This is a genomic window from Mycobacterium sp. E787 (genome assembly GCF_001668725.1).
Lineage (GTDB): Bacteria > Actinomycetota > Actinomycetes > Mycobacteriales > Mycobacteriaceae > Mycobacterium.
The window spans coordinates 1-22,478 of record NZ_LZKL01000121.1; the positions used below are offsets into that span (position 1 = coordinate 1).

23 protein-coding genes are annotated in these 22,478 nt (G+C 70.5%); 13 read left to right on the plus strand and 10 right to left on the minus strand.

Features of this window, described 5'->3' with window-relative positions; all coding sequences use genetic code 11:
* The 6 genes from A5705_RS28785 to A5705_RS23485 form a co-directional block, all read left to right on the plus strand.
* Window positions 1-77: hypothetical protein (locus A5705_RS28785; RefSeq protein ID WP_231982335.1), on the plus strand; the 77-nt coding region annotated here is incomplete at its 5' end.
* 309 nt (window positions 78-386) lie between these two features.
* On the plus strand, window positions 387-1,187 hold the full coding sequence (locus tag A5705_RS23465) for an ABC transporter permease (RefSeq protein WP_082956660.1): 801 nt from the start codon (window positions 387-389) through the stop codon (window positions 1,185-1,187).
* Entirely contained in the window at window positions 1,184-2,281 is a 1,098-nt protein-coding gene (locus tag A5705_RS23470) for a sulfate/molybdate ABC transporter ATP-binding protein (RefSeq protein WP_068280382.1), read from the plus strand. The genes A5705_RS23465 and A5705_RS23470 overlap by 4 nt, the downstream gene beginning before the upstream one ends.
* Window positions 2,282-2,377: 96 nt before the next feature.
* Entirely contained in the window at window positions 2,378-3,358 is a 981-nt protein-coding gene (locus A5705_RS23475) for an alanine and proline-rich secreted protein Apa (RefSeq protein WP_067876839.1), read from the plus strand.
* Between the two features lie 146 nt (window positions 3,359-3,504).
* Entirely contained in the window at window positions 3,505-3,807 is a 303-nt protein-coding gene (locus A5705_RS23480; protein WP_067876837.1) for a GlsB/YeaQ/YmgE family stress response membrane protein, read from the plus strand.
* A 27-nt stretch (window positions 3,808-3,834) separates the two neighbouring features.
* Window positions 3,835-4,863: a zinc-binding alcohol dehydrogenase family protein gene (locus A5705_RS23485; RefSeq protein ID WP_067876834.1), complete on the plus strand. Its 1,029-nt coding sequence runs from the start codon at window positions 3,835-3,837 to the stop codon at window positions 4,861-4,863.
* Between the two features lie 7 nt (window positions 4,864-4,870).
* Here A5705_RS23485 and A5705_RS23490 read toward each other — a convergent pair whose 3' ends face one another.
* The 4 genes from A5705_RS23490 to A5705_RS23505 form a co-directional block, all read right to left on the minus strand.
* Entirely contained in the window at window positions 4,871-5,611 is a 741-nt protein-coding gene (locus A5705_RS23490) for a CPBP family intramembrane glutamic endopeptidase (RefSeq protein ID WP_067876831.1), read from the minus strand.
* Window positions 5,612-5,646: 35 nt separating this feature from the next.
* Window positions 5,647-6,210 (minus strand): ABATE domain-containing protein, encoded by a 564-nt coding sequence (locus A5705_RS23495; RefSeq protein WP_067876828.1) that lies wholly within the window; start codon window positions 6,208-6,210, stop codon window positions 5,647-5,649.
* 263 nt (window positions 6,211-6,473) lie between these two features.
* Window positions 6,474-8,933 (minus strand): phosphoketolase, encoded by a 2,460-nt coding sequence (locus A5705_RS23500; protein ID WP_369829621.1) that lies wholly within the window; start codon window positions 8,931-8,933, stop codon window positions 6,474-6,476.
* Complete coding sequence (locus A5705_RS23505; protein WP_067876822.1) at window positions 8,908-9,813, minus strand: SDR family oxidoreductase; 906 nt, start codon at window positions 9,811-9,813, stop codon at window positions 8,908-8,910. Before A5705_RS23505 ends, A5705_RS23500 begins: the two co-directional genes overlap by 26 nt.
* Window positions 9,814-9,919: 106 nt before the next feature.
* On the opposite strand from A5705_RS23505, the gene A5705_RS23510 reads away from it, so the two are divergent.
* The 4 genes from A5705_RS23510 to A5705_RS23525 all read left to right on the plus strand — a co-directional run bounded on the left by A5705_RS23510 (window position 9,920) and on the right by A5705_RS23525 (window position 12,520).
* The gene (locus A5705_RS23510) at window positions 9,920-10,429 is read left to right on the plus strand and encodes a GNAT family N-acetyltransferase (protein ID WP_067876818.1); all 510 of its coding nucleotides are present in this window, start codon (window positions 9,920-9,922) and stop codon (window positions 10,427-10,429) included.
* Window positions 10,430-10,522: 93 nt separating this feature from the next.
* Window positions 10,523-10,939 (plus strand): hypothetical protein, encoded by a 417-nt coding sequence (locus A5705_RS23515; protein ID WP_067876814.1) that lies wholly within the window; start codon window positions 10,523-10,525, stop codon window positions 10,937-10,939.
* A 72-nt stretch (window positions 10,940-11,011) separates the two neighbouring features.
* Window positions 11,012-11,668 (plus strand): TetR/AcrR family transcriptional regulator, encoded by a 657-nt coding sequence (locus A5705_RS23520; protein ID WP_067876810.1) that lies wholly within the window; start codon window positions 11,012-11,014, stop codon window positions 11,666-11,668.
* Window positions 11,669-11,716: 48 nt separating this feature from the next.
* Complete coding sequence (locus A5705_RS23525; RefSeq protein ID WP_067876807.1) at window positions 11,717-12,520, plus strand: SDR family oxidoreductase; 804 nt, start codon at window positions 11,717-11,719, stop codon at window positions 12,518-12,520.
* 4 nt (window positions 12,521-12,524) lie between these two features.
* Here the strand turns inward: A5705_RS23525 and A5705_RS23530 are convergent, their stop codons facing one another.
* Both A5705_RS23530 and A5705_RS23535 read right to left on the minus strand, forming a co-directional pair.
* The gene (locus A5705_RS23530) at window positions 12,525-13,022 is read right to left on the minus strand and encodes a DUF427 domain-containing protein (protein ID WP_067876804.1); all 498 of its coding nucleotides are present in this window, start codon (window positions 13,020-13,022) and stop codon (window positions 12,525-12,527) included.
* Window positions 13,023-13,106: 84 nt separating this feature from the next.
* Window positions 13,107-14,015, minus strand: coding sequence for an undecaprenyl-diphosphate phosphatase (locus A5705_RS23535; RefSeq protein ID WP_067876801.1), 909 nt, complete (start codon window positions 14,013-14,015; stop codon window positions 13,107-13,109).
* A gap of 149 nt (window positions 14,016-14,164) precedes the next feature.
* Between A5705_RS23535 and A5705_RS23540 the strand changes: the two genes are divergently transcribed.
* The 3 genes from A5705_RS23540 (at window position 14,165) to A5705_RS23550 (ending at window position 20,324) form a co-directional block, all read left to right on the plus strand.
* Entirely contained in the window at window positions 14,165-16,558 is a 2,394-nt protein-coding gene (locus tag A5705_RS23540) for a CoA transferase (RefSeq protein ID WP_068280388.1), read from the plus strand.
* Between the two features lie 43 nt (window positions 16,559-16,601).
* On the plus strand, window positions 16,602-18,086 hold the full coding sequence (locus tag A5705_RS23545; protein WP_067876795.1) for an acetyl-CoA acetyltransferase: 1,485 nt from the start codon (window positions 16,602-16,604) through the stop codon (window positions 18,084-18,086).
* Between the two features lie 111 nt (window positions 18,087-18,197).
* Window positions 18,198-20,324, plus strand: coding sequence for an NAD-dependent epimerase/dehydratase family protein (locus A5705_RS23550; RefSeq protein WP_067876791.1), 2,127 nt, complete (start codon window positions 18,198-18,200; stop codon window positions 20,322-20,324).
* Between the two features lie 6 nt (window positions 20,325-20,330).
* On the opposite strand, the gene A5705_RS23555 is transcribed toward A5705_RS23550, so the two are convergent.
* From A5705_RS23555 to A5705_RS23570, 4 genes are read right to left on the minus strand one after another with little or no spacing between them, the layout of a single operon-like run.
* Window positions 20,331-21,056, minus strand: coding sequence for a DUF72 domain-containing protein (locus A5705_RS23555; RefSeq protein ID WP_067876788.1), 726 nt, complete (start codon window positions 21,054-21,056; stop codon window positions 20,331-20,333).
* Complete coding sequence (locus tag A5705_RS23560) at window positions 21,053-21,685, minus strand: endonuclease (RefSeq protein WP_067876785.1); 633 nt, start codon at window positions 21,683-21,685, stop codon at window positions 21,053-21,055. The genes A5705_RS23555 and A5705_RS23560 overlap by 4 nt, the downstream gene beginning before the upstream one ends.
* A 42-nt stretch (window positions 21,686-21,727) precedes the next feature.
* Window positions 21,728-22,060 carry a TfoX/Sxy family protein gene (locus A5705_RS23565; RefSeq protein ID WP_067876782.1) on the minus strand — a complete coding sequence of 111 codons (333 nt, stop codon included), beginning with the start codon at window positions 22,058-22,060 and terminating at the stop codon, window positions 21,728-21,730.
* A 1-nt stretch (window position 22,061) separates the two neighbouring features.
* Window positions 22,062-22,439 carry a nitroreductase family deazaflavin-dependent oxidoreductase gene (locus A5705_RS23570; protein WP_067876779.1) on the minus strand — a complete coding sequence of 126 codons (378 nt, stop codon included), beginning with the start codon at window positions 22,437-22,439 and terminating at the stop codon, window positions 22,062-22,064.
* Window positions 22,440-22,478: the final 39 nt, after the last annotated feature.

Below are 22,478 nucleotides of genomic sequence, written 5' to 3' on the forward strand. Positions count from 1 at the left end.
CCGGACCCCTCGGCGAACGCGCCGACTGGTGGTGGTACGACCCCTTCCAACCCCAACCACCACCATCGACCAACTAGATTCGCGAACGGCACCACATCGAAGCCCAAACAGATTGCAGCACAACCAAACTCGCTCGCACTATCCGGTGCGATCGGATCTCGATGCTCGCGACCCGCCGCCAGGCCCGGCTCGATGCCCCGGGCTCTCCATCATGAGCCCCGCTGTCATGCCGTTGATTTGAGCGAAGTCGGGTCACTACAGAGTTGACCGAGCTGGTGCATCGGCGGAAAGCACCGCGCCGAACGCGGGACGCTAGCCGATTCCCAACACGTCCGGCGCTAGGTTGAGGCGGTGTAGATCTCCCCACCACGGTTAGGGGCATACGTATCAGGGAGCGTCGTACGGATCTGCCGCGGTGGGTATACGTGCCCGCCGCCGTGGGAGCCGCGTTCGTGGTGCTCCCACTGCTGGCGATCGCGATCAAGGTTGACTGGCCGAACTTCTGGTCGCTGATCACCAGCGCCTCGTCCAGGACGGCGCTGGCGCTGAGCCTGAAGACGGCCGCCGCCAGCACCGCCCTGTGTGTGCTGCTGGGAGTGCCGATGGCGCTGGTGCTGGCCCGCAGCACCGCGCGCCCGGTGCGGATGCTGCGACCGCTGATCCTGCTACCGCTGGTGCTACCGCCGGTGGTGGGCGGCATCGCGTTGCTTTACGCGTTCGGCCGGGTCGGCTTGATCGGGCGCTACCTGGAGGCGGCCGGCGTCAGCATCGCCTTCAGCACCACCGCGGTGGTGCTGGCGCAGACGTTCGTCTCGCTGCCGTTCCTGGTGATCTCCCTCGAGGGCGCCGCCCGCACCGCCGGAGCCGACTACGAGGTGGTGGCCGCGACGCTGGGCGCGCGGCCCAGCGTGGTGTGGTGGCGGGTGACAATGCCGCTGCTGCTGCCGGGGCTGACGTCGGGAGCGGTGCTGGCGTTCGCCCGCTCGCTGGGGGAGTTCGGTGCGACGTTGACGTTCGCCGGCTCCCGGCAGGGCGTCACCCGGACGCTGCCGCTGGAGATCTACCTGCAGCGGGTGACCGACGCGAACGCCGCCGTGGCGCTGTCGATTCTGTTGGTGGTCGTGGCCGCACTGGTGGTGCTGGGCCTGGGCGCACGCCGGCTGACCGAGACCGACGTCAGCCGATGAGCGAGCTGCAGCTGCGCGCCGTCGTCGCCGACCGCCGTCTGGATGTTGAGTTCTCGGTGTCGGCTGGCGAGGTGCTGGCCGTCCTGGGTCCCAACGGCGCCGGCAAGTCCACCGCGCTGCATGTCATCGCCGGCCTGGTTCGTCCCGACGAGGGGGTGGTGCGGTTCGGGGATCGGGTGCTGACCGACACCGCGGCCGGGGTGAACGTGGCAACGCACGATCGACGGGTGGGGCTGCTACTGCAGGATCCGCTGCTGTTCCCGCACCTGAGCGTGGTCGGCAACGTCGCGTTCGGGCCGCACAGCCGTCGCGGGTTGTTTCGCCCATCCGGGGCCAACGGGAGGGCGACGGCGCTGCGCTGGCTGCGCGAGGTGGACGCCGAACGCCTCGCCGACCGCAAACCGCGGCAGCTCTCCGGGGGCCAGGCGCAGCGGGTGGCGATCGCCCGCGCGCTGGCGGCCGAACCCGATGTGTTGCTGCTCGACGAGCCACTGACCGGACTCGACGTAGCCGCGGCCGCCGGCATACGTGCGGTGCTGCGCGACGTGGTCAGCCGGACCGGTTGCGCGGTCGTCCTGGTCACCCATGAACTGCTCGACGTATTCACGCTGGCCGATCGGGTGCTGGTCCTCGAATCCGGGAGGATCGCCGAAATCGGCCCGGCGTCAAGCGTTCTCACCGCCCCGCGCAGTCATTTCGGCGCCCGCATCGCGGGCATCAACATCGTCGACGGCACCGTCGGGGACGACGGGTCGTTGCGCGACCACTCCGGCGCGCACTGGCAGGCAGCCCCAGGCCAGCGGCTGGACGCCCACGTCGTCCACGCGGTCGCGGTGTTCCCACCCACGGCCGTCGCGGTGTACCGGGACCGGCCGCACGGCAGCCCACGCAATGCGGTCGAGGTGACGGTCGCCGAACTCGACGCCCGCGGGTCCGCGGTTCTGGTGCGGAGCCGGGAACAGCCGGACGGCGCACCCGGGCTGGCCGCAGAGATCACCGCGGACGCGGCCACGGAACTGCGGCTGACGCCGGGGGAGCGGGTGTGGTTCTCCGTCAAGGCCCACGAGGTGACGCTGTATCCGGCACCCCGGTGACCTGCGGGGACCGCCCAAGGTTGCACATCGGCAACATCGGCAGAACTGCCGCACGGCACCCTTGCGTCACAGCGGTAACGCGGTAGGTTCGTCGCCATGGAGCAGGTGGACGCGAACTCGACACGTCGCAAAGGATTCTGGGCGACGCTGGCGATCGCCACGGTGACCAGCGCGGGCGCGGTCGCCATCGCATTACCGGCGACGTCCAGCGCCGATCCGGAGACCCCGACCCCGGTCCCGCCGAGCACGACGGCCGCGCCCGCGCCCGCGCCGGCGACCACCACGACGCCGCCCCCGCCGGGCGCTCCCGGGGCGCCGCAGGCGCAACCGGGCGATCAGAACCCGGCGCCGCCCCCGCCACCGGTTGACCCGAACGCGCCACCGCCACCGGCCGTCGACCCCAACGCCGGCCGGATCGGCAACGCCGTCGGCGGCTTCAGCTTCGTGCTGCCCCCTGCGTGGGTCGAATCCGACGCGTCCCACCTGGACTACGGTTCGGAGTTGCTCAGCAAGACCACCGGACAGCCCCCGGCGCCCGGGCAGGCGCCGCCGGTCGCCAACGACACGCGCATCGTGATGGGCCGGCTGGACCAGAAGCTCTATGCCAGCGCCGAAGCCACCAACGCCAAAGCCGCGGTGCGGCTCGGCTCGGACATGGGTGAGTTCTTCATGCCCTATCCCGGCACCCGGATCAACCAGACGAGCGAACCGCTGACCGCCGCCAACGGGATCACCGGAAGCGCGTCGTACTACGAGGTGAAGTTCAGCGATCCGTCCAAGCCCAACGGCCAGATCTGGACGGGCGTCGTCGGCTCGCCCTCGGCCGGGAACGGGCCCCCGCAGCGCTGGTTCGTGGTGTGGCTGGGGACCTCGAACGACCCGGTGGACCAGGGCGCGGCGAAGGCTCTCGCCGAGTCCATCCAGCCGTGGACGCCGCCGGCCGCCCCGGCGCCGGCTCCCGGAGCCCCCGCGCCGGCCCCCGGTGCTCCCGCTCCCGCCCCGGCTCCGGGCCAGGCGCCCGCGGGCGAAGTCACTCCCGGTACCGCGCCGACGCCGCAGCGGAACGTGGCGAGCTGACGGGCCGCCGGACCCCCTTTCGCTGACCCTCCCCGCCGGCCCGAATCCGGCAATTTGGCGCATGTTTCATAGGGAGAAATGGGGTATTCCCTGGGCACGGCCCAGCGGTCCCGCTGGGCTTTGCCACGGATTGCAAGGAGACCCGTATGGACGTCATCGCAGCAACCGAATTTCTTGCCCGATCATCCACCCTGACCAGCGTCGGCTGGATCGGCTACATCATCATCGGCGGTCTGGCGGGCGCGCTCGCCAGCCGGATCATGAGGGGCAGCGGAGCCGGCATCCTGATGGACATCGTGATCGGCATCGTCGGCGCGTTGATCGGTGGCTTCATCCTGAGTTTCTTCCTCAACACCGCCGGCGGCGGCTACATCTTCACCTTCTTCACCGCGCTGCTCGGATCGCTGATCCTGCTCTGGGTCGTGGGCATGGTGCGGCACCGGACCTGACCGCGGCTAACCCGGCATGATGTAGGCATGGCCCGGGCGGCGACGACCACGACGATGCGCGCATGGCGGGTGCGCCGCCCGGGACCCATGGAGACCGGCCCGCTCGAGCGGGTCACCGCCGAGGTGCCGAGGCCCCAACCATCGGAGTTGCTGGTCGCGGTGCGGGCATGCGGCGTGTGCCGCACCGACCTGCACGTCGCCGAGGGCGACCTCCCGGTACACCGCGAGGGGGTGACGCCGGGCCACGAGGTGGTGGGCGAGGTCGTCGAAGTCGGCGCCGAGGCCGGTGATGAGTTCAAACCGGGGGACCGGGTGGGCATCGCCTGGCTGCGGCACACCTGTGGCGTGTGCAAGTACTGCCGGCGGGGCAACGAGAACCTCTGCCCGGACTCCCGCTACACCGGCTGGGACGCCGATGGTGGATACGCCGAATTCGCCACTGTCCCAGCAGCTTTCGCGCATCACCTGCCGAGCGGTTACAGCGACACCGAACTGGCGCCGCTGCTGTGTGCGGGCATCATCGGGTACCGCTCCCTGCTGCGCGCCGAGCTGCCGCCGGGGGGACGGCTGGGTCTGTACGGCTTCGGCGGCAGCGCCCATATCACCGCGCAGGTGGCGTTGGCTCAGGGTGCCGAAGTGCACGTGATGACCCGCGGGGCCGACGCCCGCCGGCTGGCGCTGGAGCTCGGGGCGGCGTCGGCGCAGGGCGCCGCCGACCCGCCACCCGTGCCGCTGGACGCCGCGATCCTCTTTGCGCCGGTGGGGGAGCTGGTGCTGCCGGCGCTGGAGGCGCTGGACCGCGGCGGCACGCTGGCGATCGCGGGCATTCACCTCTCCGATATCCCGCCCCTGAACTACCAGCGCCACCTGTTTCAGGAACGCCAGGTACGGTCGGTCACCTCGAACACCCGCGCCGACGCGCGGGCCTTCCTGGACTTCGCCGGACAGCACCACATCGAGGTGACCACGCCGGAGTACCCGCTCGACCGGGCCGACGAGGCCCTGGCCGATCTCAGCGCCGGGCGCATCGCGGGCGCGGCGGTGCTGCTGGTCTGATTCGACCTCAGGTCGACAGGTGCCAGACCAGCGCCGCGGCCAGGGCACCGAGGCCGTTCAGCGACCAGTGCAGCGCGATCGGCGCGATCAGGCTGCCGCTGCGCCGGCGCAGCCAGCTGAAGACGAACCCGGCCGCCCCCGTCGCCAGCACCGCAAGCGTCACCCCGGCCAGCATCCCAGCGAAGCCGCCGCCGAACAGCCGGGTGAAGCCGACGTTGTTGCTGGTGAGCCCCAGCGAGGTGGCGACGTGCCACAGGCCGAACAGCAGCGACCCGCCCAGCGCCACCCCCCGGAAACCCCAGGCCCGGTTCAGCGCGCCGTGCAGCACACCCCGGAAGGCCAGCTCCTCGGGGATCACGGTCTGCAGCGGGATGATCACCATGGAGGCGACCAGCGCGCCGGAGATCGTGGCGTAGTGGTTGTTCAGGAACATCGGCCGGGTCATGGGCAACAGGATCCCCAGCGTGATAACCGCCGCGACGACGCCGACGGCGGCCAGCGCATACCCCAACCCGGACCGCCAGTGCTGCCGGCCCAGGCCGAGGTCGGCCCAGTCCAGACCCCGGGCGCGCATCAGGATCGCCAGGCCGACGGCGGCGGCCGGGACGGTGGCGATGCTGGCCCACGGCGTCGTGAAGTGCGCGATCAGGTTGGTCAGCACCAGCACCGCGACGACCACGGCGATGTCGAGGTGGACGTGGAACCGGTGCAGCGCCGAGGGCTGTGCGGCAGCGATGGCGTCGGGCATCCGCCAAGTTTACCTGTGAGCCCCGTTTACCCGGCTCAGTCGGAGGAGGGCGCCCCGGCGGCGGCATGCTGACGGGCGCGGAACGCCTGGACCTTGGCCCGGTTGCCGCACGTGCCCATCCCACACCAATGCCGGTTGCGGGCCCGCGACGCGTCGATGTAGAGGCGGGTGCAGCGAGGAGCGGCGCATTCCTTGACGCGCTCGATGTCGGGCCCGCCGTAGAGGTCGAGCAGATCGGCGGCCAGCACCGCGAGGAGCTGCGGCGCGGTGCCGTCGCGGCGCACGGATCCGTCCGGGTGCAACACGGGGGTGAGCTGGCGCTGGGCGGCCTGCTCATTGAGCAGGTCGACGTCGGCGACCTCGGGCGCGTCGCCGCTGAGCCTTGCCGAGACGACGCGATAGATGGCTTCGCGCAGCGCGATCGCCGTGGCCAGCTCGTCGTCGGTGATCTCGATCCCCGCATCCAGCAGCCCGGCCCCGACCGCCCAGTCCGACAGCCGTTGCGGGTCAGTCAGCAGTTCCTCGCGGGCCGACGTTCGATACCTCAGCGTGCCCACGAAGTCGAGGCATCGCCGACCGCCCACGTACTGGAACTTCACGTAACCACCTTGACAGGTTTCACCGTCGGGCGCAAGATGTAACTATCCAAGATGGTTACAACGTGAAGGATCAGCTCGCACGAGAGGAGCAACCGATGGCGACAACGATTTGGACGTTGCTCTCGATATTTGTCATCGCTCCCACGGGTGCTCTTGTCTTCGACAGGCCCCTCAACGGTAATTGGATCTGGCACATCGACGCCGAGAAGCCGAGGGACTATCGCTGAGCTCGGGAGAGCCCGGCGCGCAAGATCACCCGCCCGTCACTCGCGACGTTCCTCCCAGGTCCAGGCCGAGATCGCCGGGTCGTCCTCGCCGTGCTCCCGGGTGTAGCCGCGGGCCGCCAGCCGGGCGTCGACCATACGCTGACGCAGCACCGCGGCCTGGCTGGCCAGCCCGTCGACCCGGTCGATGACGTCCATGACGAGGTGGAACCGGTCGAGGTCGTTGAGCATCACCATGTCGAACGGCGTCGTGGTGGTGCCACGCTCCTTGAACCCGCGCACATGGATGTGCGGATGGTTGGTGCGCCGATAGGTCAGCCGATGGATCAGCCACGGGTAGCCGTGGTAGGCGAAGATGACCGGCTTGTCGCGGGTGAACAGCGCGTCAAATTCCCTGTCCGGCAAGCCATGTGGGTGCTCGGATTCCGGCTGTAGGCGCATCAGGTCGACGACGTTGACCACCCGGACCGCCAGCCCGGGCAGTTCGCGGCGCAGGATGTCGGCCGCTGCCAGGGTCTCGAGCGTCGGGATGTCCCCGGCGCAGGCCAGCACCACGTCGGGTTCGGCGCTGGCGGTGCTCGCCCACGGCCAGATGCCCAGGCCGCGCGCGCAGTGGGCGATCGCCTCGTCCATGTCCAGGTAGGCCAGCGCGGGCTGCTTGCCGGCGACGATGACATTGACGTAGTTGCGGCTGCGCAGGCAGTGGTCGGCCACCGACAACAGCGTGTTGCCGTCCGGCGGCAGATACACCCGCGTCAGCTCGGCCCGCTTGTTGGCGACCAGGTCGATGAACCCGGGATCCTGGTGCGACGCACCGTTGTGGTCCTGGCGCCACACGTGCGAGGTCAGCAGGTAGTTCAGCGACGCGATCGGCCGCCGCCAAGGCAGTTCACGGCTGGTGGCAAGCCATTTCGCGTGCTGGTTGAGCATCGAGTCGACGATGTGCACGAACGCCTCGTAGCAGTTGAACAGGCCGTGCCGGCCGGTCAGCAGGTAGCCCTCCAGCCAGCCCTGGCACAGGTGCTCGGAGAGCACCTCCATCACCCGGCCGTCCGGCGCGAGGTGCTCGTCGTCGGGTGATATCTCCGACATCCACACCTTGGCCGTCGACCCGTACACGGCGTCGAGCCGATTCGAGGCGGTCTCATCGGGACCCATCAGGCGGAACCGGTCGGAGTTGCGGGCGATCACGTCGCGCAGGAAGGTGCCCAGGACCCGGGTGGCCTCGTGCGTCTGGGTGGCCGGACGCGACACCGGCACGGCGTAGTCGCGGAAGTCGGGCAGGTCGAGGTCGTGCAGCAGCAGGCCGCCGTTGGCGTGCGGGTTGGCGCTCATCCGGCGGTCGCCGCGCGGCGCCAGCGCCCGCAGCTCGGGGCGCAGCGCGCCGCCGGCGTCGAACAATTCCTCGGGCCGGTAGCTGCGCAGCCATTCCTCCAGCTGCGCGCGGTGCGTCGGGTTGTCGTGCGTCTCGGCCAGCGGCACCTGGTGCGCCCTCCAGGTGCCCTCGACCTTCTTGCCATCCACCATTTTCGGCCCGGTCCAGCCCTTGGGCGTGCGCAGCACGATCATCGGCCAGACGGGCCGCGCGACGCTGTTGCCGCCGCGCGCCGCGCTCTGGATGGCCGCGATGTCGTCGAAGGCGTCGTCCAGCGCGGCGGCCAATTGCCGGTGCACGTCGGTGGGGTCGTCACCGGCGACCGTGATCGGCCGGTAGCCGTAACCGCGCAGCAGCGCTTCCAGCTCGGGGTGGGGGATGCGCGCCAGCACGGTCGGGTTGACGATCTTGTAGCCGTTGAGCGCCAGGATGGGCAGCACCGCGCCGTCGGTGACCGGGTTGAGGAACTTGTTGGAATGCCAGCTGGCGGCCAGCGGGCCGGTCTCCGCCTCGCCGTCGCCGACCACGCAGGCCACCACCAGGTCCGGGTTGTCGAAAGCCGCGCCGTAGGCGTGCACCAGCGCGTAGCCCAGTTCGCCGCCCTCGTGGATCGACCCCGGGGTCTGGGCCGCCACGTGACTGGGGATGCCGCCGGGAAAAGAGAACTGCCGGAACAGCTTTCGCAGCCCTTCGGCGTCCTCCTCGATGCCGGTGTAGACCTCGCTGTAGGTGCCCTCGAGGTAGGCGTTCGCTACCAGCCCGGGGCCGCCGTGCCCGGGCCCCGTGACGTAGATGACGTTGGCGTCGCGGTTGCGGATGACGCGGTTCAGGTGGGCGTAGACGAGGTTGAGCCCGGGCGTGGTGCCCCAGTGCCCCAGCAGCCGGGGCTTGACGTGTTCGGGCGCCAGCGGCTCGGTCAGCAGCGGGTTGTCGAGCAGATAAATCTGCCCGACCGACAGGTAATTGGCGGCGCGCCAATACGCATTGATCAGGTTGACTTCGTCGTCGGCGAGGGAAACGGTCGTCGCGGATGCTGCGGTTTCTGCGGTCACCCGCCCGATTGTCCGCGCCCCAGTTGAACACCGCTCGTCGCGCTCGCTACTCCTGATGGCGGCGACCCGCATCGCCCGGCTCCGCCGCGCTCGCGATCGCCGACGACTCCTCGCCGCGGGCGCGCGCCTCGTAGGCCCGGCGCTTTTCCACGTCGACGTCGTCGGTGAAGACGTGGTCGCCGCCGAGCATCCGGTTGAGCCCCTCGGCGAGGCGGCGTGGCCAGAATTTCTGGGACACCACCATGGCCCCGGCGGCCTTGGTGATCCGCACCCGAGGCTTCGGGCGGGCGATCAGCCCGACGATCGCGTCGGCGATCTCGGCCGGTTCGGCGTTACGGAACCCCTTCATCCCGGGGGTCCCGGCGACGAGCTCGGTGTTGACGAACGTCGGCAACACCATGGAGAACTTCACGCCGGTCGAGTGATACTCCAGCCGGGCCGAATCGGTGAACCCGACGACCGCGTGCTTGCTGGCGCAGTAGGTGGCCAGGCCGACGACGTTGAGCTCACCGGCCAGCGAGGCGACGTTGATGACGTGGCCGGAGCCGCGCGGGACCATGCGCTGTGCGGCCAGCTTGCTGCCCAGGATCACGCCGTAGACGTTGATGTCCAGGATGCGGCGGGTGACCGCGTCCGGCTCGTCGACGATGCGGCCGACCGGCATGATGCCGGCGTTGTTGATCAGCACGTCGATCGGGCCCAGTTGGCGCTCGACCTCGTCCAGGAAGTCGGCGAACGAATGCGTGTCGGTGACGTCGAGCTTGCCGTAGACGTCCAGGCCGAGCGCGGCGCCCGACTCCTTCACCCGTACCTCGTCGACGTCGCCGATGGCGACCTTGGCGCCGAGGTTGTGCAGCGCGGTCGCGGTGGCCAGCCCGATGCCGCGCGCCCCGCCGGTGATCACGATGACCTTGCCGCGGACCTTCAGGCCGATCGATGCCGTGTCTGCCATGGCGGTCCTCCAGCGAAGTTGACGGGTGTCAGGTTTGACGATGGGCTAAGCACAGCACTCGGCGCCGCGACGCGCAAATAGCGCCGTCGCGGCCGATACTGCAACGGTGACCGAGGTGCGGGCGGCCGTCCTGGCGGACGCCGACGATGTGGCCCGGGTGCAGCTGCGGTCGTGGCGGTCGGCCTACCAGGGCCTGATCGCGCGGGACTTTCTCGACGAGCTCGAGCCTGCCTTCTTCGCCGACCGGTACACCTTCGGCCGGGTGGGGCTGCGGATGCCGTCCACGTTGGTCGCGGTCGACGGTTCGGCGATCCGCGGCCTGGTCACCACCGGCCTGTGCCGTGACGGCGACCTGCCGAATTTCGGTGAGCTGATGGCGATTTACGTCGATCCCGCGCATGTGCGCCGCGGGGTGGGTCGGTTGCTGATGGCCGCCGCCCGGGAGCGGCTCCGCCTCGTGGGCGTGGCGGGCGCCGTGTTGTGGGTGCTCGAGGGCAACGCCTCGGCCCGGAGGTTCTACGAACGCGACGGCTGGAACTTCGACGGCGGTTGCCGCACAACGCCTTTCGGCGACACGCCGGCGCGTCAGCTGCGCTACCGGTGCCAGCCGGTCTAGGAAGCATCCACGCCGATGGGCATCGCCCGTTGCCCGCGCCGCAACAACCTGGTATGTTTACGGCGATAACATGGTAAAGGAAGGCGCGCGGTTGTGAAGGTGATGTTCGACGGCGAGAAGCGGCTGCCGACCGCGCAAGGGTGCGCGGACGGCTACCCCTCCGTGTGGTTGCAACTCCAGGTGCGACGGCTGCAACACCTGCCCGCCTTCGCCGCGGCGATACCGTCGGTGATAGCGCACGCCAAAGCCTTTCCCGGCATGATCCGCTTCGGATTCGACATCGACTGGGAGCGGGGCAGATTCCGGACCTTCGGCGCGTTCGACAGCGAAACCTCGCTGCGCGACTACATCACCGACGGCGCACACGGGGTCATCTACCGGCGCCTGCGCGGCCGGCTCGGCGAGGTCTCCGTCAACTACGGCACGCTCGCCGTGACGGCATTGCCGACCACCTGGGGGGAAGTGCCGCCATCGTGCTTCACCGAAGAGCGGGCGACGCACCCCAATTGAAGTGGCAAACCTTTCCGCGTGCCGCGGTGAGTCCCGCCGGAAACCGCCGAGCGGCGATGTCACCATAGCGCTATGCCACGACCGCCAGGAGCGCATCAAACCCGGTCATCCACTGACACGTACCACCACGGGGACCTGCGCAGGGCCCTGCTGGACCACGCGGTGGAACTGGCCCGCGCCGGCGGACCCGACGCGGTGGTCATGCGTGACGTACAGCGCCGGGCGGGCGTGAGCAACGCGGCCGCCTACCGCCACTATGCGGACCGTGATGAATTGCTCGCGGGTGTCATCGCCTACGCCCTGGAACAGCTGGCCACCACGATGCAGGAGGCCCTGAACGCGGTGCCGGCACGCGGCGATCGAAAGCGCCGGGCGCTGGCACGATTCCGCGCCACCGGTCACGCGTACGTCGACTTCGCGCTCACCGAACCCGGACTGTTCCGCACCGCTTTCGCGTCTCACCCGGCCAGCCGCGAGACCGTCGAGGCCGCAGAAACGGTTGCGGGGGAACAACATCCGTTCCAGCTCCTGCGGCGCTGCGTCGACGACCTGGTAAAGACCGGAGTGGTCGCGCCCCGCCGTCGGGCCGGACTCGACGAAGCGGCGTGGGCCGCCGTCCACGGGTTGGCCACGCTGTATTTGGACGGGGCGTTGAGCGGCCTGCCGGAGGCCGACAAGCGGCGGATCACCGGCCGCCTGCTCGACGCGTTCGAGCGCGGCATCGGCTAGCGACCGTCTTATGTTGACGCCGATAACATCCATCGCTATGCTTGCGCCATGAGCGCCAATCGGTTTCGCAGCCGTTACGGACCGTGGGCCTTGGTCACCGGGGCCAGCGACGGCATCGGCCGGGCGATCGCCCACGAGCTGGCACGCCGCGGTCTCAACCTGGTGCTGGTGGCCCGAGGCAGGGCGCGGCTGGACGCGATCGCCCGGGAGGTGAACGCCGCCACGGGCGTCGAAACCCTGGTCGTCGCAGCGGATCTCGCCGACGCGAACGGCCCGGCGACGGTCGCCGAAGCGACGAGCCACCTCGACGTCGGCCTCGTGGTGCTGGCCGCGGGCTTCGGCACCGTGGGTCAGTTCCCCGACTTGGCGCTCGGGCCGGAGCTGGAGATGATCGCGGTCAACGTCACCGCGGTGACCGCGCTCGCGCACGCGTTCACACCCCGATTGGTCCGCCGCGGAAGCGGCGGCATCGTGTTGTTCGGGTCGATCGTCGGGTGGCAGGGCGTTCCGGGGCAGGCGACCTACTCGGCGACCAAGGCCTACGTCCAGGGCTTCGCCGAGGCGCTGCACGGCGAGCTGAAGCCGCGGGGCGTCGACGTCTTGTCGGTGGCACCGGGTCCCGTCCGTACCGGCTTCGGCGCGCGGGCCGGGATGACCATGAGTTCAGCGACCACGCCGGAGGTGGTCGCCGAAGCCACCCTTTCGGCGCTGGGACGCCGGACCACCGTCGTGCCCGGTCTGCAGGCGAAGTTCCTGACCGCTTCGCTCATGGCGCTGCCCCGGCGCCTTCGCAGCGCGATCCTCGGGAGCGTGATCGGCCGGATGCGGACCGCACCGGCAACGGCCTCGTGAGTGGTCACCAACCCGCGGAGCCGGGGACGCCTTTGAACGGTCCGGTGATCCAGCTCGTGATCCAACCCCCGTAGAAGCCGCCCGGTTGTGGGACCACGACCTCGCCGTTGACGGTGCAGCGGTCGACCTTCGCCGCCAGCACCGCGACCGCGCCGCGTAGCGACGCAAACCCGGGCGACGGGTGCAGGTAGCTCCACGCGGCCTTGGGGGCGACCGCGGTGGCGCTCACCAGGTCGTAGTAGGTGGCCTGCCCTTTCCACTCACACCACGAGCTTCCGGACGCCTGACGCAATGTTGCGCCGGCAAAGGCTTCCCGCGGGAGGTAATAGGTCGGCGGATGACTGGTCTCGAGCACCCTCCAGGCCTGCTCGGTCGACGCGATCACTTCGCCGCCCAGCTCCACGGTGATCCGCCCGGTGAAGGGCTCCAGGCGGGGCGGTCGTGGATAATCCCACACCGATTCCCGTTCCGGCGCGGCCCCTCGCGCTTCGGCATGGCTCATGCGCAGTCTCCGAACTCGTCGATCGACCTTCGGTCGACGATGCGACGGAAGGTGATCCCAGGTTAGGCGAAGCCGGTGCGCGCTTCAGCGCAGGCTGAGCACCACCAGGCTGATCCCGCCCGCCAGCGCGCAGTAGACGGCGAACGGCGTCAGGGTGCGGGTCTGGAAGTACCGGGTGAGGTAGCGGACGGCCAGGTAGGCGGCGACGAAGGAGGCGACGCTGCCGGCCAGCACCTGGCCGTGGATGCCCGCCCCGACCGGCCCGAAAAGATCGGGGATCTTGTAGACCCCGGCGGCCAGGATGATCGGCGTGGCCAGCAGGAAGGAGAAGCGGGCGGCGTCTTCGTGCGACAGGCCGCGCCACAGGCCGGCCACCATGGCGATGCCGGAGCGGCTGATGCCGGGGAGCAACGCCAGGATCTGGGAGGCGCCGATCACCAACCCGCGGCGCATCGACAGCTGGGCCAGCCGGTTGTCAATGGCCTCACCGCTGTGCGGCTCGTTGCGCTCGTCCACGGCACCCGCCGGCGACACGCGGCGGCGCAACACCTCACCCGCATACAGGACGATGCCGTTGAGCACCAGGAACGCCGCCGCCGGGATCGGCTTGCCCAGTGTGGTCCGGAACAGGTGCTCGAGGGCCACCCCGGCCAGCCCCACCGGTATGGTGCCGACGACGATCAGCCAGGCGAGCCGCTCGTCGGGCGTCTCGATGCGGCGATGCCGCACCGACGACACGAAGCCGGCCACGATGCGCAGCCAGTCCCGCCAGAAGAACACCAGCAGCGCGGCGGCGGTGGCGACGTGCAGGCCGACGATGAACGCCAGGTAGGGCGACTCGGGGGCCGAGACGCTGAGGTCCCGGGCCCATTGCCCACCGACCAGTGCCGGCACCACGACCGAGTGCCCCAGGCTGGAGACCGGGAACAGCTCGGTGACGCCCTGGAACGCGCCGACGATCACGGCCTCGACGTAGCTCAGGTGGGCGGTCATGCGCGGTGGGCCTCCATCCGGGGGATCGTCGACAGAACTACCGAGCGTAGCGGGTCCGGATTTCCGTTCGAACCGGCTTGGGCGGCCGGGCATTTGGGCGCCGCGCCAACGCCCGGGGTTAGCTGCGGAGGCTCGGGTACGGTGGGCGGATGGGCGACGGGTTGCTGGATGGCGTTCGCGTCCTCGACCTGTCGAACGGCGATGCCGACGCGGTGACCCGGCTGTTCGCCGATCTGGGCGCCGACGTGCTCAAGGTCGAGCCGCCCGGGGGCGACCTGGAGCGCGAGCAATTGCCGACGCTGGCCGGCACGAGCATCCCGTTCGCTGTGCACAACGCCAACAAGCGCAGTGCCGTGCTGGACCCGCTCGACGAGGACGCCTGCTACCGGTTGCTCGATCTCGCCGCCGAGGCCGACATCGTGGTGGACAGCGGCCTGGACGGGCTGGCCGCCGCATTCGGCGCGCCGGGCCCCGATTTGGCCGCCCGATACCCGCACCTGGTGGTGCTCTCGATCACCGACTTCGGCGCGACGGGCCCGCGGTCGTCGTGGCGCGCCACCGACCCGGTGTTGTACGCGATGTCCGGCTCGTTGTCGCGATCCGGGCCCACCACCGGCACCCCGGTGTTGCCGCCGGACGGCATCGCGTCGTCCACCGCAGCCGTGCAGGCGGCCTGGGCCGCGCTTGTCGCCTACTACAACCGACTACGTTGCGGCACGGGCGATTACATTGACTTCGCCCGGTTCGACGCCGTCGTGATGGCGCTCGACCCGGCGTTCGGCGCCCCCGGCCAGGCCGCCGCCGGCGCGCGTCGCAGCGGAGGGTGGCGCGGACGGCCGAAAAACCAGGACGCGTACCCGATCCTGCCGTGCAGCGACGGCTACGTCCGGTTGTGCGTGATGGCACCGCGGCAGTGGCGCGGCCTGCGGCGCTGGCTGGGGGAGCCGGAGGCCTTCCAAGACCCCGCATACGACGCCATCGGTGCCCGCTTTGCGGCCTGGCCGGAGATCAGCGTGCTGGTGCGGGCGCTGTTCGCCGAGCAGACGATGAAGGATCTGGTGGCCGCCGGGCAGGCGCACGGCGTGCCGATCGCGGCGGTGCTGCCGCCGTCCTGGGTCCTGGGCTCCGAACACTTCCAGGCGGTGGGCGCGATCACGCAGGCCGAGCTCGTCCCGGGCGTGCGCACCGCCGTGCCCACCGGTTATTTCGTCGTCGACGGGCAGCGGTCGGGTTTTCGCTCCCCGGCGCCCACCGCGGGGGCGGACGAACCGTACTGGCGCGCCAATCCCGCGGTGGTATCGGCCCCCTCGGGCAGGGTCGGCGAACAGCCGTTGGCGGGGCTGCGGATTCTCGACCTGGGCATCATCGTCGCCGGCGGAGAGCTGAGCCGGTTGTTCGGCGACCTGGGCGCCGAGATCATCAAGGTCGAAAGCGCCGACTACCCGGACGGGCTGCGGCAGGCCCGCGCCGGCGCCGCCATGAGCGAGTCGTTCGCGTGGACCCACCGCAACCAGCTCGGGCTCGGTCTGGACCTGCGCAGCCCGCGGGGCAAGGACCTCTTCGGGCGACTGGTCGCGGAGGCCGATGCGGTGTTCGCCAACTTCAAACCGGGAACCCTTGCCGCCCTTGGGTTTTCCTATGACAACCTGCGCCGGCTCAACCCGCGGATCGTGCTCGCCGGCAGCAGCGCGTTCGGCGACACCGGGCCGTGGAGCACCCGGATGGGCTACGGCCCGCTGGTGCGCGCCGCCACCGGCGTCACCCGGCTCTGGACGTCCGACGATCCGGACGGCGCCGCCGACGGCGCGCGGCATTCCTTCTACGACGCGACGACGATATTTCCCGACCACGTGGTCGGGCGGGTCACCGCGATCGCGGCGCTGGCCGCGCTGATCCGCCGCAACCGGACCGGCCACGGCGCCCACGTGCACATTTCGCAGGCCGAGGTCGTGGTCAATCAGCTCGACACGCTGTACGTCCTGGAGGCCGCGCGGGCCGCCGGCCTCGGCCCGATCCGCGACGACACCAGCCTGCACGCGGTGTATCCGTGCGCCGGCGACGACGAATGGTGCGTCATCTCGATCGGTTCGGACGACGAATGGCGCCGTATGGCAAGGCTTTTCGATCATCCGCAATGGGCCGATGACCCGCGCTTTGCTACCGGCGAGGCGCGCCTGGCCAACCGGCGCGAGCTGGTGGAGCTGGTGTCCACCCTGACCCGCACCCGCACCCCGGTGCGCGTCGCTGAACTGCTGCAGTCGGCGGGCGTTCCCGCCGGACCGATGAACCGCCCGCCCGACATCCTGGAGGACCCGCAGCTGATCGAGCGAAAGCTGTTCAGCGACATGGTTCACCCGCTGATCGAGCGACCGCTGCCGGCCGAGACCGGCCCGGCGCCGTTTCGGCACATTCCGCCCGCCCCGCACCGCCCGGCCCCACTGCCCGGCCAGGACACGCGGGAGATCTGCCGCCGTCTGCTCGGCATGAGCGCCGACGAGACCGAGCGGCTGATCGACGAGGGCGTGCTGTTCGCGAACGGCTAGTCCCCGGCCCCGGCCCGATTCATAGCCCCGCTAAATTCGTCGTATGACCGTCGATCCCAGGACACCGGTGTTGATCGGCTACGGCCAGGTCAATTGCCGCGACGACATCGACCCGGCGACGCGGTCGATCGAGCCGGTCGACCTGATGGCCGCCGCGGCCCGCCGGGCGGCCGATTCCCGGGTGCTCGAGGCCGTCGATTCCATCCGCGTGGTGAACATCCTGTCGGCGCAGTACCGCGATCCCGGGCTGCTGTTGGGCGGGCGGATCGGCGCCCGCGACTTCAACACCCTGTACAGCCCCGTCGGCGGCAACGTGCCGCAGTCGCTGGTCAACCAGGCCTGCCTGGACATCCAGCGGGGGCGGGCCGGCGTCGTGCTGCTGGCCGGCGCCGAGACCTGGCGCACCCGCAGGGGGCTCAAGGCCAGGGGCGGCAGACTCGAGTGGACCGTGCAGGACGGTTCCGTGCCGATGGCGCCGGTCGCCGGCGACGACGTCCCGATGGCCGGCGAGGCCGAGATCCGGATCGGGCTGGACCGGCCGGCCTACGTGTACCCGCTGTTCGAGCAGGCGCTTCGCATCGCCGACGGCGAGTCGATCGAGCACCACATCGAGCGCGTCGCCGACCTGTGGGCGCGGTTCAACGCCGTCGCGGTCGACAACCCGCACGCCTGGATCCGCAAACCGGTGACCGCCGAGGAAATCCGGCGACCCGCCCCACAGAACCGGATGATCAGCTGGCCGTACACCAAGTTGATGAACTCCAACAACATGGTCGACCAGGGCGCAGCGCTGGTCCTGACCTCCGTCCAGCAGGCCGAACGCCTGGGCGTGCCCACCGAGCGGTGGGTTTACCCGCACGCGGGCACCGACGCCCACGACACCCCGGCCATCGCCGAGCGCGACGAGCTGCACCGCTCGGCGGCCATCCGCATCGGCGGCGCCCGGGCGCTGGAGCTGGCGGGGCTGGGCATCGACGACGTCGACTACGTCGACCTGTACTCCTGCTTTCCCTCCGCCGTTCAGGTAGCTGCGGCCGAACTCGGGCTGGCCGTCGACGACCCCGCCCGCCCGCTCACCGTCACCGGCGGGCTGACCTTCGCCGGCGGCCCGTGGAGCAACTACGTGATGCATTCCATCGCCACGATGGCCGAGCTACTGGCGGCCAACCCCGGGCGCCGCGCCCTCATCACGGCCAACGGCGGATACCTGACCAAGCACAGCTTCGGCGTCTACGGCACCGAGCCACCGGCCGAATTCCGTTGGCAGAACGCCCAACCGGCGGTCGACCGCGAACCCACCCGCGAGGGCCTGGTCTCCTGGGAGGGCGTCGGGACCGTCGAAGCCTGGACCACCCCGTTCGACCGCGACGGCAAACCCGAGAAGGCCTTCGTCTCGGTGCGCACGCCCGACGGGGCGCGCACCCTGGCCGTCGTCGCCGACCCCGCCGCGGCCGCGGCGACCGTGCGCGAAGATATCGGTGGCGCCAAGGTTGCCGTCACCGCGGACGGCGCCGCGACGCTGCGGTAGCCGGCCAGGGCCATTAGGCCCTGGACAGAGGCCTGTTGCGTGGGTAACGGTCGCCTAAGTGCTAGCGACTTGCCTATTGTCGAGACTGGACGTTGGGAGAGGTGGACCCGGATGCACATCCTGGTTACCGACGCTACCGGCGCGGTCGGGAGGCAGGTCGCACGCCAGCTGCTGGCTGCTGGGCACACGGTCACCGGGATCGCTGAGCGTCCCCATCCCTACCTCGACCCCGGCGTCGAGTTTGTTTGCGCCCCCCTGCGCCACCCAGTCCTGCAGGAGTTGGCCGACGAAGCCGGCGCGGTGATCCACCTGGCCCCGGTCGACACCAGCGCACCCGGCAGCGCGGACGTCGACGGGGTCGCCCGAGTCACCCACGCCGCCGCCCGCGCGGGGGCGCGGATGCTGTTCGTGTCCCAGGCGGCGGGGCGGCCCGAGCTGTATCGACCGGCCGAGGAGCTGGTGTCCACCGGCTGGGCGCCCAGCCTGGTCATCCGGATCGCGCCGCCGGTCGGCCGCCAGCTCGACTGGATGGTGTGTCGCACGGTGGCCACGCTGCTGCGAACCAAGGTTTCCACGCGACCGGTGCGCGTCCTGCACCTCGACGACCTGGTGCGCTTCCTGGTGTCGTCGGTGAACACCGACCGCACCGGCACGGTGGATCTGGCCACCCCGGACACCACCAACGTGGTCACCGCGTGGCGGCTGCTGCGATCCGTTGATCCCCGCGCCCGGCTGCACGGTGTCCGCAGCTGGTCGCGGCTGACCCCGGGGATGGATATCGCTGCCGCGCAAGAGGATTGGGGCTTCGAATTCGGCTGGCAGGCGGTCGATGCCGTTGCCGACACCGCCCGCGGGCTCGTCGGCCGCCGGCTGCACGCCGCGGGCGCCGTCAGCCACGACCGCCAGCTGGCCCTCCCGGTGGAGATTCCCCCGCGTCCCGGACCGTCCGGCGAGGCGCACAGCGCGGCCCCCGACGGCATGGAGGGGGAGTTCGACGACCGGATCGATCCCCGGTTCCCGGTCTTCAGCGCGGCCAGGCTCGCCGAGGCGCTGCCGGGCCCGCTGACCCCGATGACGCTCGACGTCCAGCTCGGTGGCCTGCGCACGGCCGGCCGGGTGCTGGGTCACGTGCTCGCGCTCGGTGGCGTGGTGGACGACGAGTGGGGCAGCAGGGCCATCGCGGTCTTCGGGCACCGCGCCTACGTCGGGGTGTCGGCCAACGTCGTGGCCGCCGCCCAGCTGCCCGGCTGGGACGAGGACGCCGTCACCCGCCACGCCCTCGTCGACCAGCCGCAGATCGGAGACGTCCTGCCGTTCGGTGAGCCCAGGCTGGCCGAGGGGGCGCTCGGGTCGATGGCCAAGGCGGTCGTCGCGGCGCGTTCGCTGGCGCTGATGCGCCGTCTCAAGCCCGACACGCGGGCCTACAGCGCGGCCGCCGAGGCCGAACGCCTGGACGCCGCCCAGCTGGCCGCGCTGCCGGACGCGGCGCTCGAGGTGCGGGTCCGGCTGTTGCGCGATCGGATCAACCAGGGCTGGATCCTCACGGCGCTGTGGTTGATCGACTCCGGCGTCACCGCGGCGGCGCTGGAGCACGCTCGGACGGCGTCGAGGGTGTCGGGGCTCGACATGATCGTGGAGAGCTCCAGGGTCGCGGCCGAAACCGCCGAATTGGCGGCGGCGTTGCGCGCCGACCCGCCGCTGCGCGCGCTGGCCGCCGAGGGCAACGTCGGCAGCATCCGTGCGTTGTCTCCCGACACCGCCGGCGCGCTCGACGCCGCCGTGGCCCGGATCGGTCACCGTGGCCCCGGCGAGGCCGAGTTGGCGAGCCAGGTGTTCGGCGACAATCCGGCCGCGTTGCTCGCGGCGGCCGCCCAGGTCGCCGAAGCCGGGGAATCCACGGTGGCCGCGGCCGCGCCCGCCGCGCCGAGGACACTGGCGCGGCGGATGGCGGCCAACGCCCGCGAGTCGCGCGAGCTGGCCCACGACACCACCATCCGGTTCACCCACGAGCTCCGGATGACGCTGCGGGAGTTGGGGAGTCGACGGGTCGCGGCCGATCTGTTCGACGCCGTCGACGACGTCTACTACCTGACCTGCGACGAACTCGTCGTCATGCCCGCCGACGCGCGGTTGCGGATCAAGCGCCGACGCGCCGAACGGGACCGCTTGGCCGCGCAGCGCCCACCCGACGTCATCGACGGGGCCTGGACGCCCGTCGGGCCGATCGGCGACGCCTGACCCGGATCAGCCCAAAAGCCCCCGCAGATACAGCGCGTTGCGCACCGCGTGCCCGCCGAGGTCGTTGTTGAAGTACATCCACACGTCCTTGCCGTCGCCGTCCCACTCGGTGATCCGGTCGGCCCAGCGCCGCAGCTCGTCGTGCGAGTAGCAGCCGGCGTAGATGGCGTCCTGCTCCGGACCGTGCATCCGGACGTACACCAGGTCGGCGGTGGCCCGCGGAACGCACGCGAGTCCGGCGCCGCTCATCACCACGTAGGCGGCGCGCCACCGCTCGAGCAGCTCATACACCGCGGGGTCGTTCCACGATGGATGCCGCAGCTCGACGGCCACCCGGATCGAGTCGGGCACGAGGGCGAGGAAGGCGTCCAGCCGTGCGTCGTCGCGCTGTTGCTCGGGGTGCAGCTGAACCAGCAGCACCCCATGACGGTCCCCCAGCAGCTTCCAGCAGCGCTCGAACCGCTCGATCCATGGCTCGGGGGAGGACAGCCGACGATAGTGGGTCAGCCCCCGATGGGCCTTCACCGACATCCTGAACCCGTCGGGCAGCCGGTCGCGCCAGCCGGCGAACGTCGAATCCTTCGGCCAGCGATAGAAACTCGCGTTCAACTCGACGGTGTCGAAGACCTCGACGTAGCGCGCCAACCGGCGTGCCGAGGGGAGTCCGGGCGGGTACAACACGTCGGCCCAATGGTTGTAGGACCATCCGGAGGTGCCGATCCGGACGGTCAACCGGCCACCCGCCGGCGCACATCCTCGTCGAGTGCGGCCCGCACGAGCGCGGCCGAGAGACGCGAGTTGTCTTGTGGTGCAAGCTCTCCCAGCTTCGTAGGTTGGGTGGGCAGGCCCAGCTGCTTCGCGACCGCCGTGGCGCGGTCGTCGAAGTGGGGACGCACCCAGGGCCAGACGTCCTGCACCTCGCGCAGGAAGATGTCCGCGCCGGTGTCACCAATTCCTTTGAATTCCTTCAGCATACGTTTCGCCGCGGCCACGTCGTGCCCGCTGCGCCCGGCGATGCCGCGCAGATCGCCGGCGTAGTCGTCGCGGACGCGCCGGGCCATATCGGTCAGCCGGGTGGCAGAGCTTTCGTCGTAGCGCACGTAGTGGGCGCGGCCGAACGCGTCGATCATCGTCTGCCTGTCGGCCGTCAGCACGGACTTCGGTGTCCGCAGGCCGGCCTTGAAGAGTTCGTGCGCGGCGCGCGTCGCGATGGCCGCATCAATGGGCTTGCTGGCCAGCATGCACAGCGCAAGCAACTGGAACAGTGGCATCGGCTTGTCGTCGATCTTGATGCCGGCCTCGGCCGCATAGGTCGTCCCGGCGACCTCGAGCAGCCGTCGCACCAGTTGGCGCTGGTCCATACCGCACCGCTTACCCGGACCACGCTGGGGTCAACCGCGGCGTCACTTTGGCGGCAGGCTGCGGGCGTACCCGATCCCGCGGGTGACCCAGCCCTGCAGCAGGCGTTTGGTTCGCAGGCCGTCGGCGTGGACACGTAACCAGCCGCGGGTCTCCCGGCCGGCCATCACCATCGGGCTGACGTGATCCCGCGCCAGCAGCTTGTCGGTGTCGCCCGGTGGCACGCGCACCAGCAGGCCGCCCTGGCCGCTGGCGGCCACGGACATGTTGCCGTTGATCAAAAATGCCAGGCCGCCGAACATGCGCTTCTCCTCGACGCCGCGCTCGGAGCCGAGCAGTTCGCGGATGCGGTTGACCAAGTCCTCGTCGTAGGCCACGTCAGTCGAGGTCGACCCGGATGGTCAGCAGATCGCTGCCCATCAGACGCACCACCGCGCTGTTGAGCCGCGGCAGGTCGCCGAGCCGCCGCAGCGGGTCGTCGTCGGGCAGCAAGTGGGCCGTTCCGCTGCGCCACCGGCCGCCGATGCGCAGCCGAACCGCGGGATCAGCCTTGATGTTGCGGACATAGTCCGAATGCTCGCCGTGCTCGGAGACCATCCAGAATTGGTTGCCGACCACGCGCCCGCCGACGGCGGTGCGCCGCGCCTGGCCGCTCTTGCGGCCGGTGGTTTCCAGGATGACGCCGGGCATCTTCCGGCCAACCGGGTTGACGAGCAGCCGTTGAACACGATGAACCACTTGCCGTTTCACGCTCACGGCTCTATTCAACGCCGAACCTGCGACGGATGTCACGCG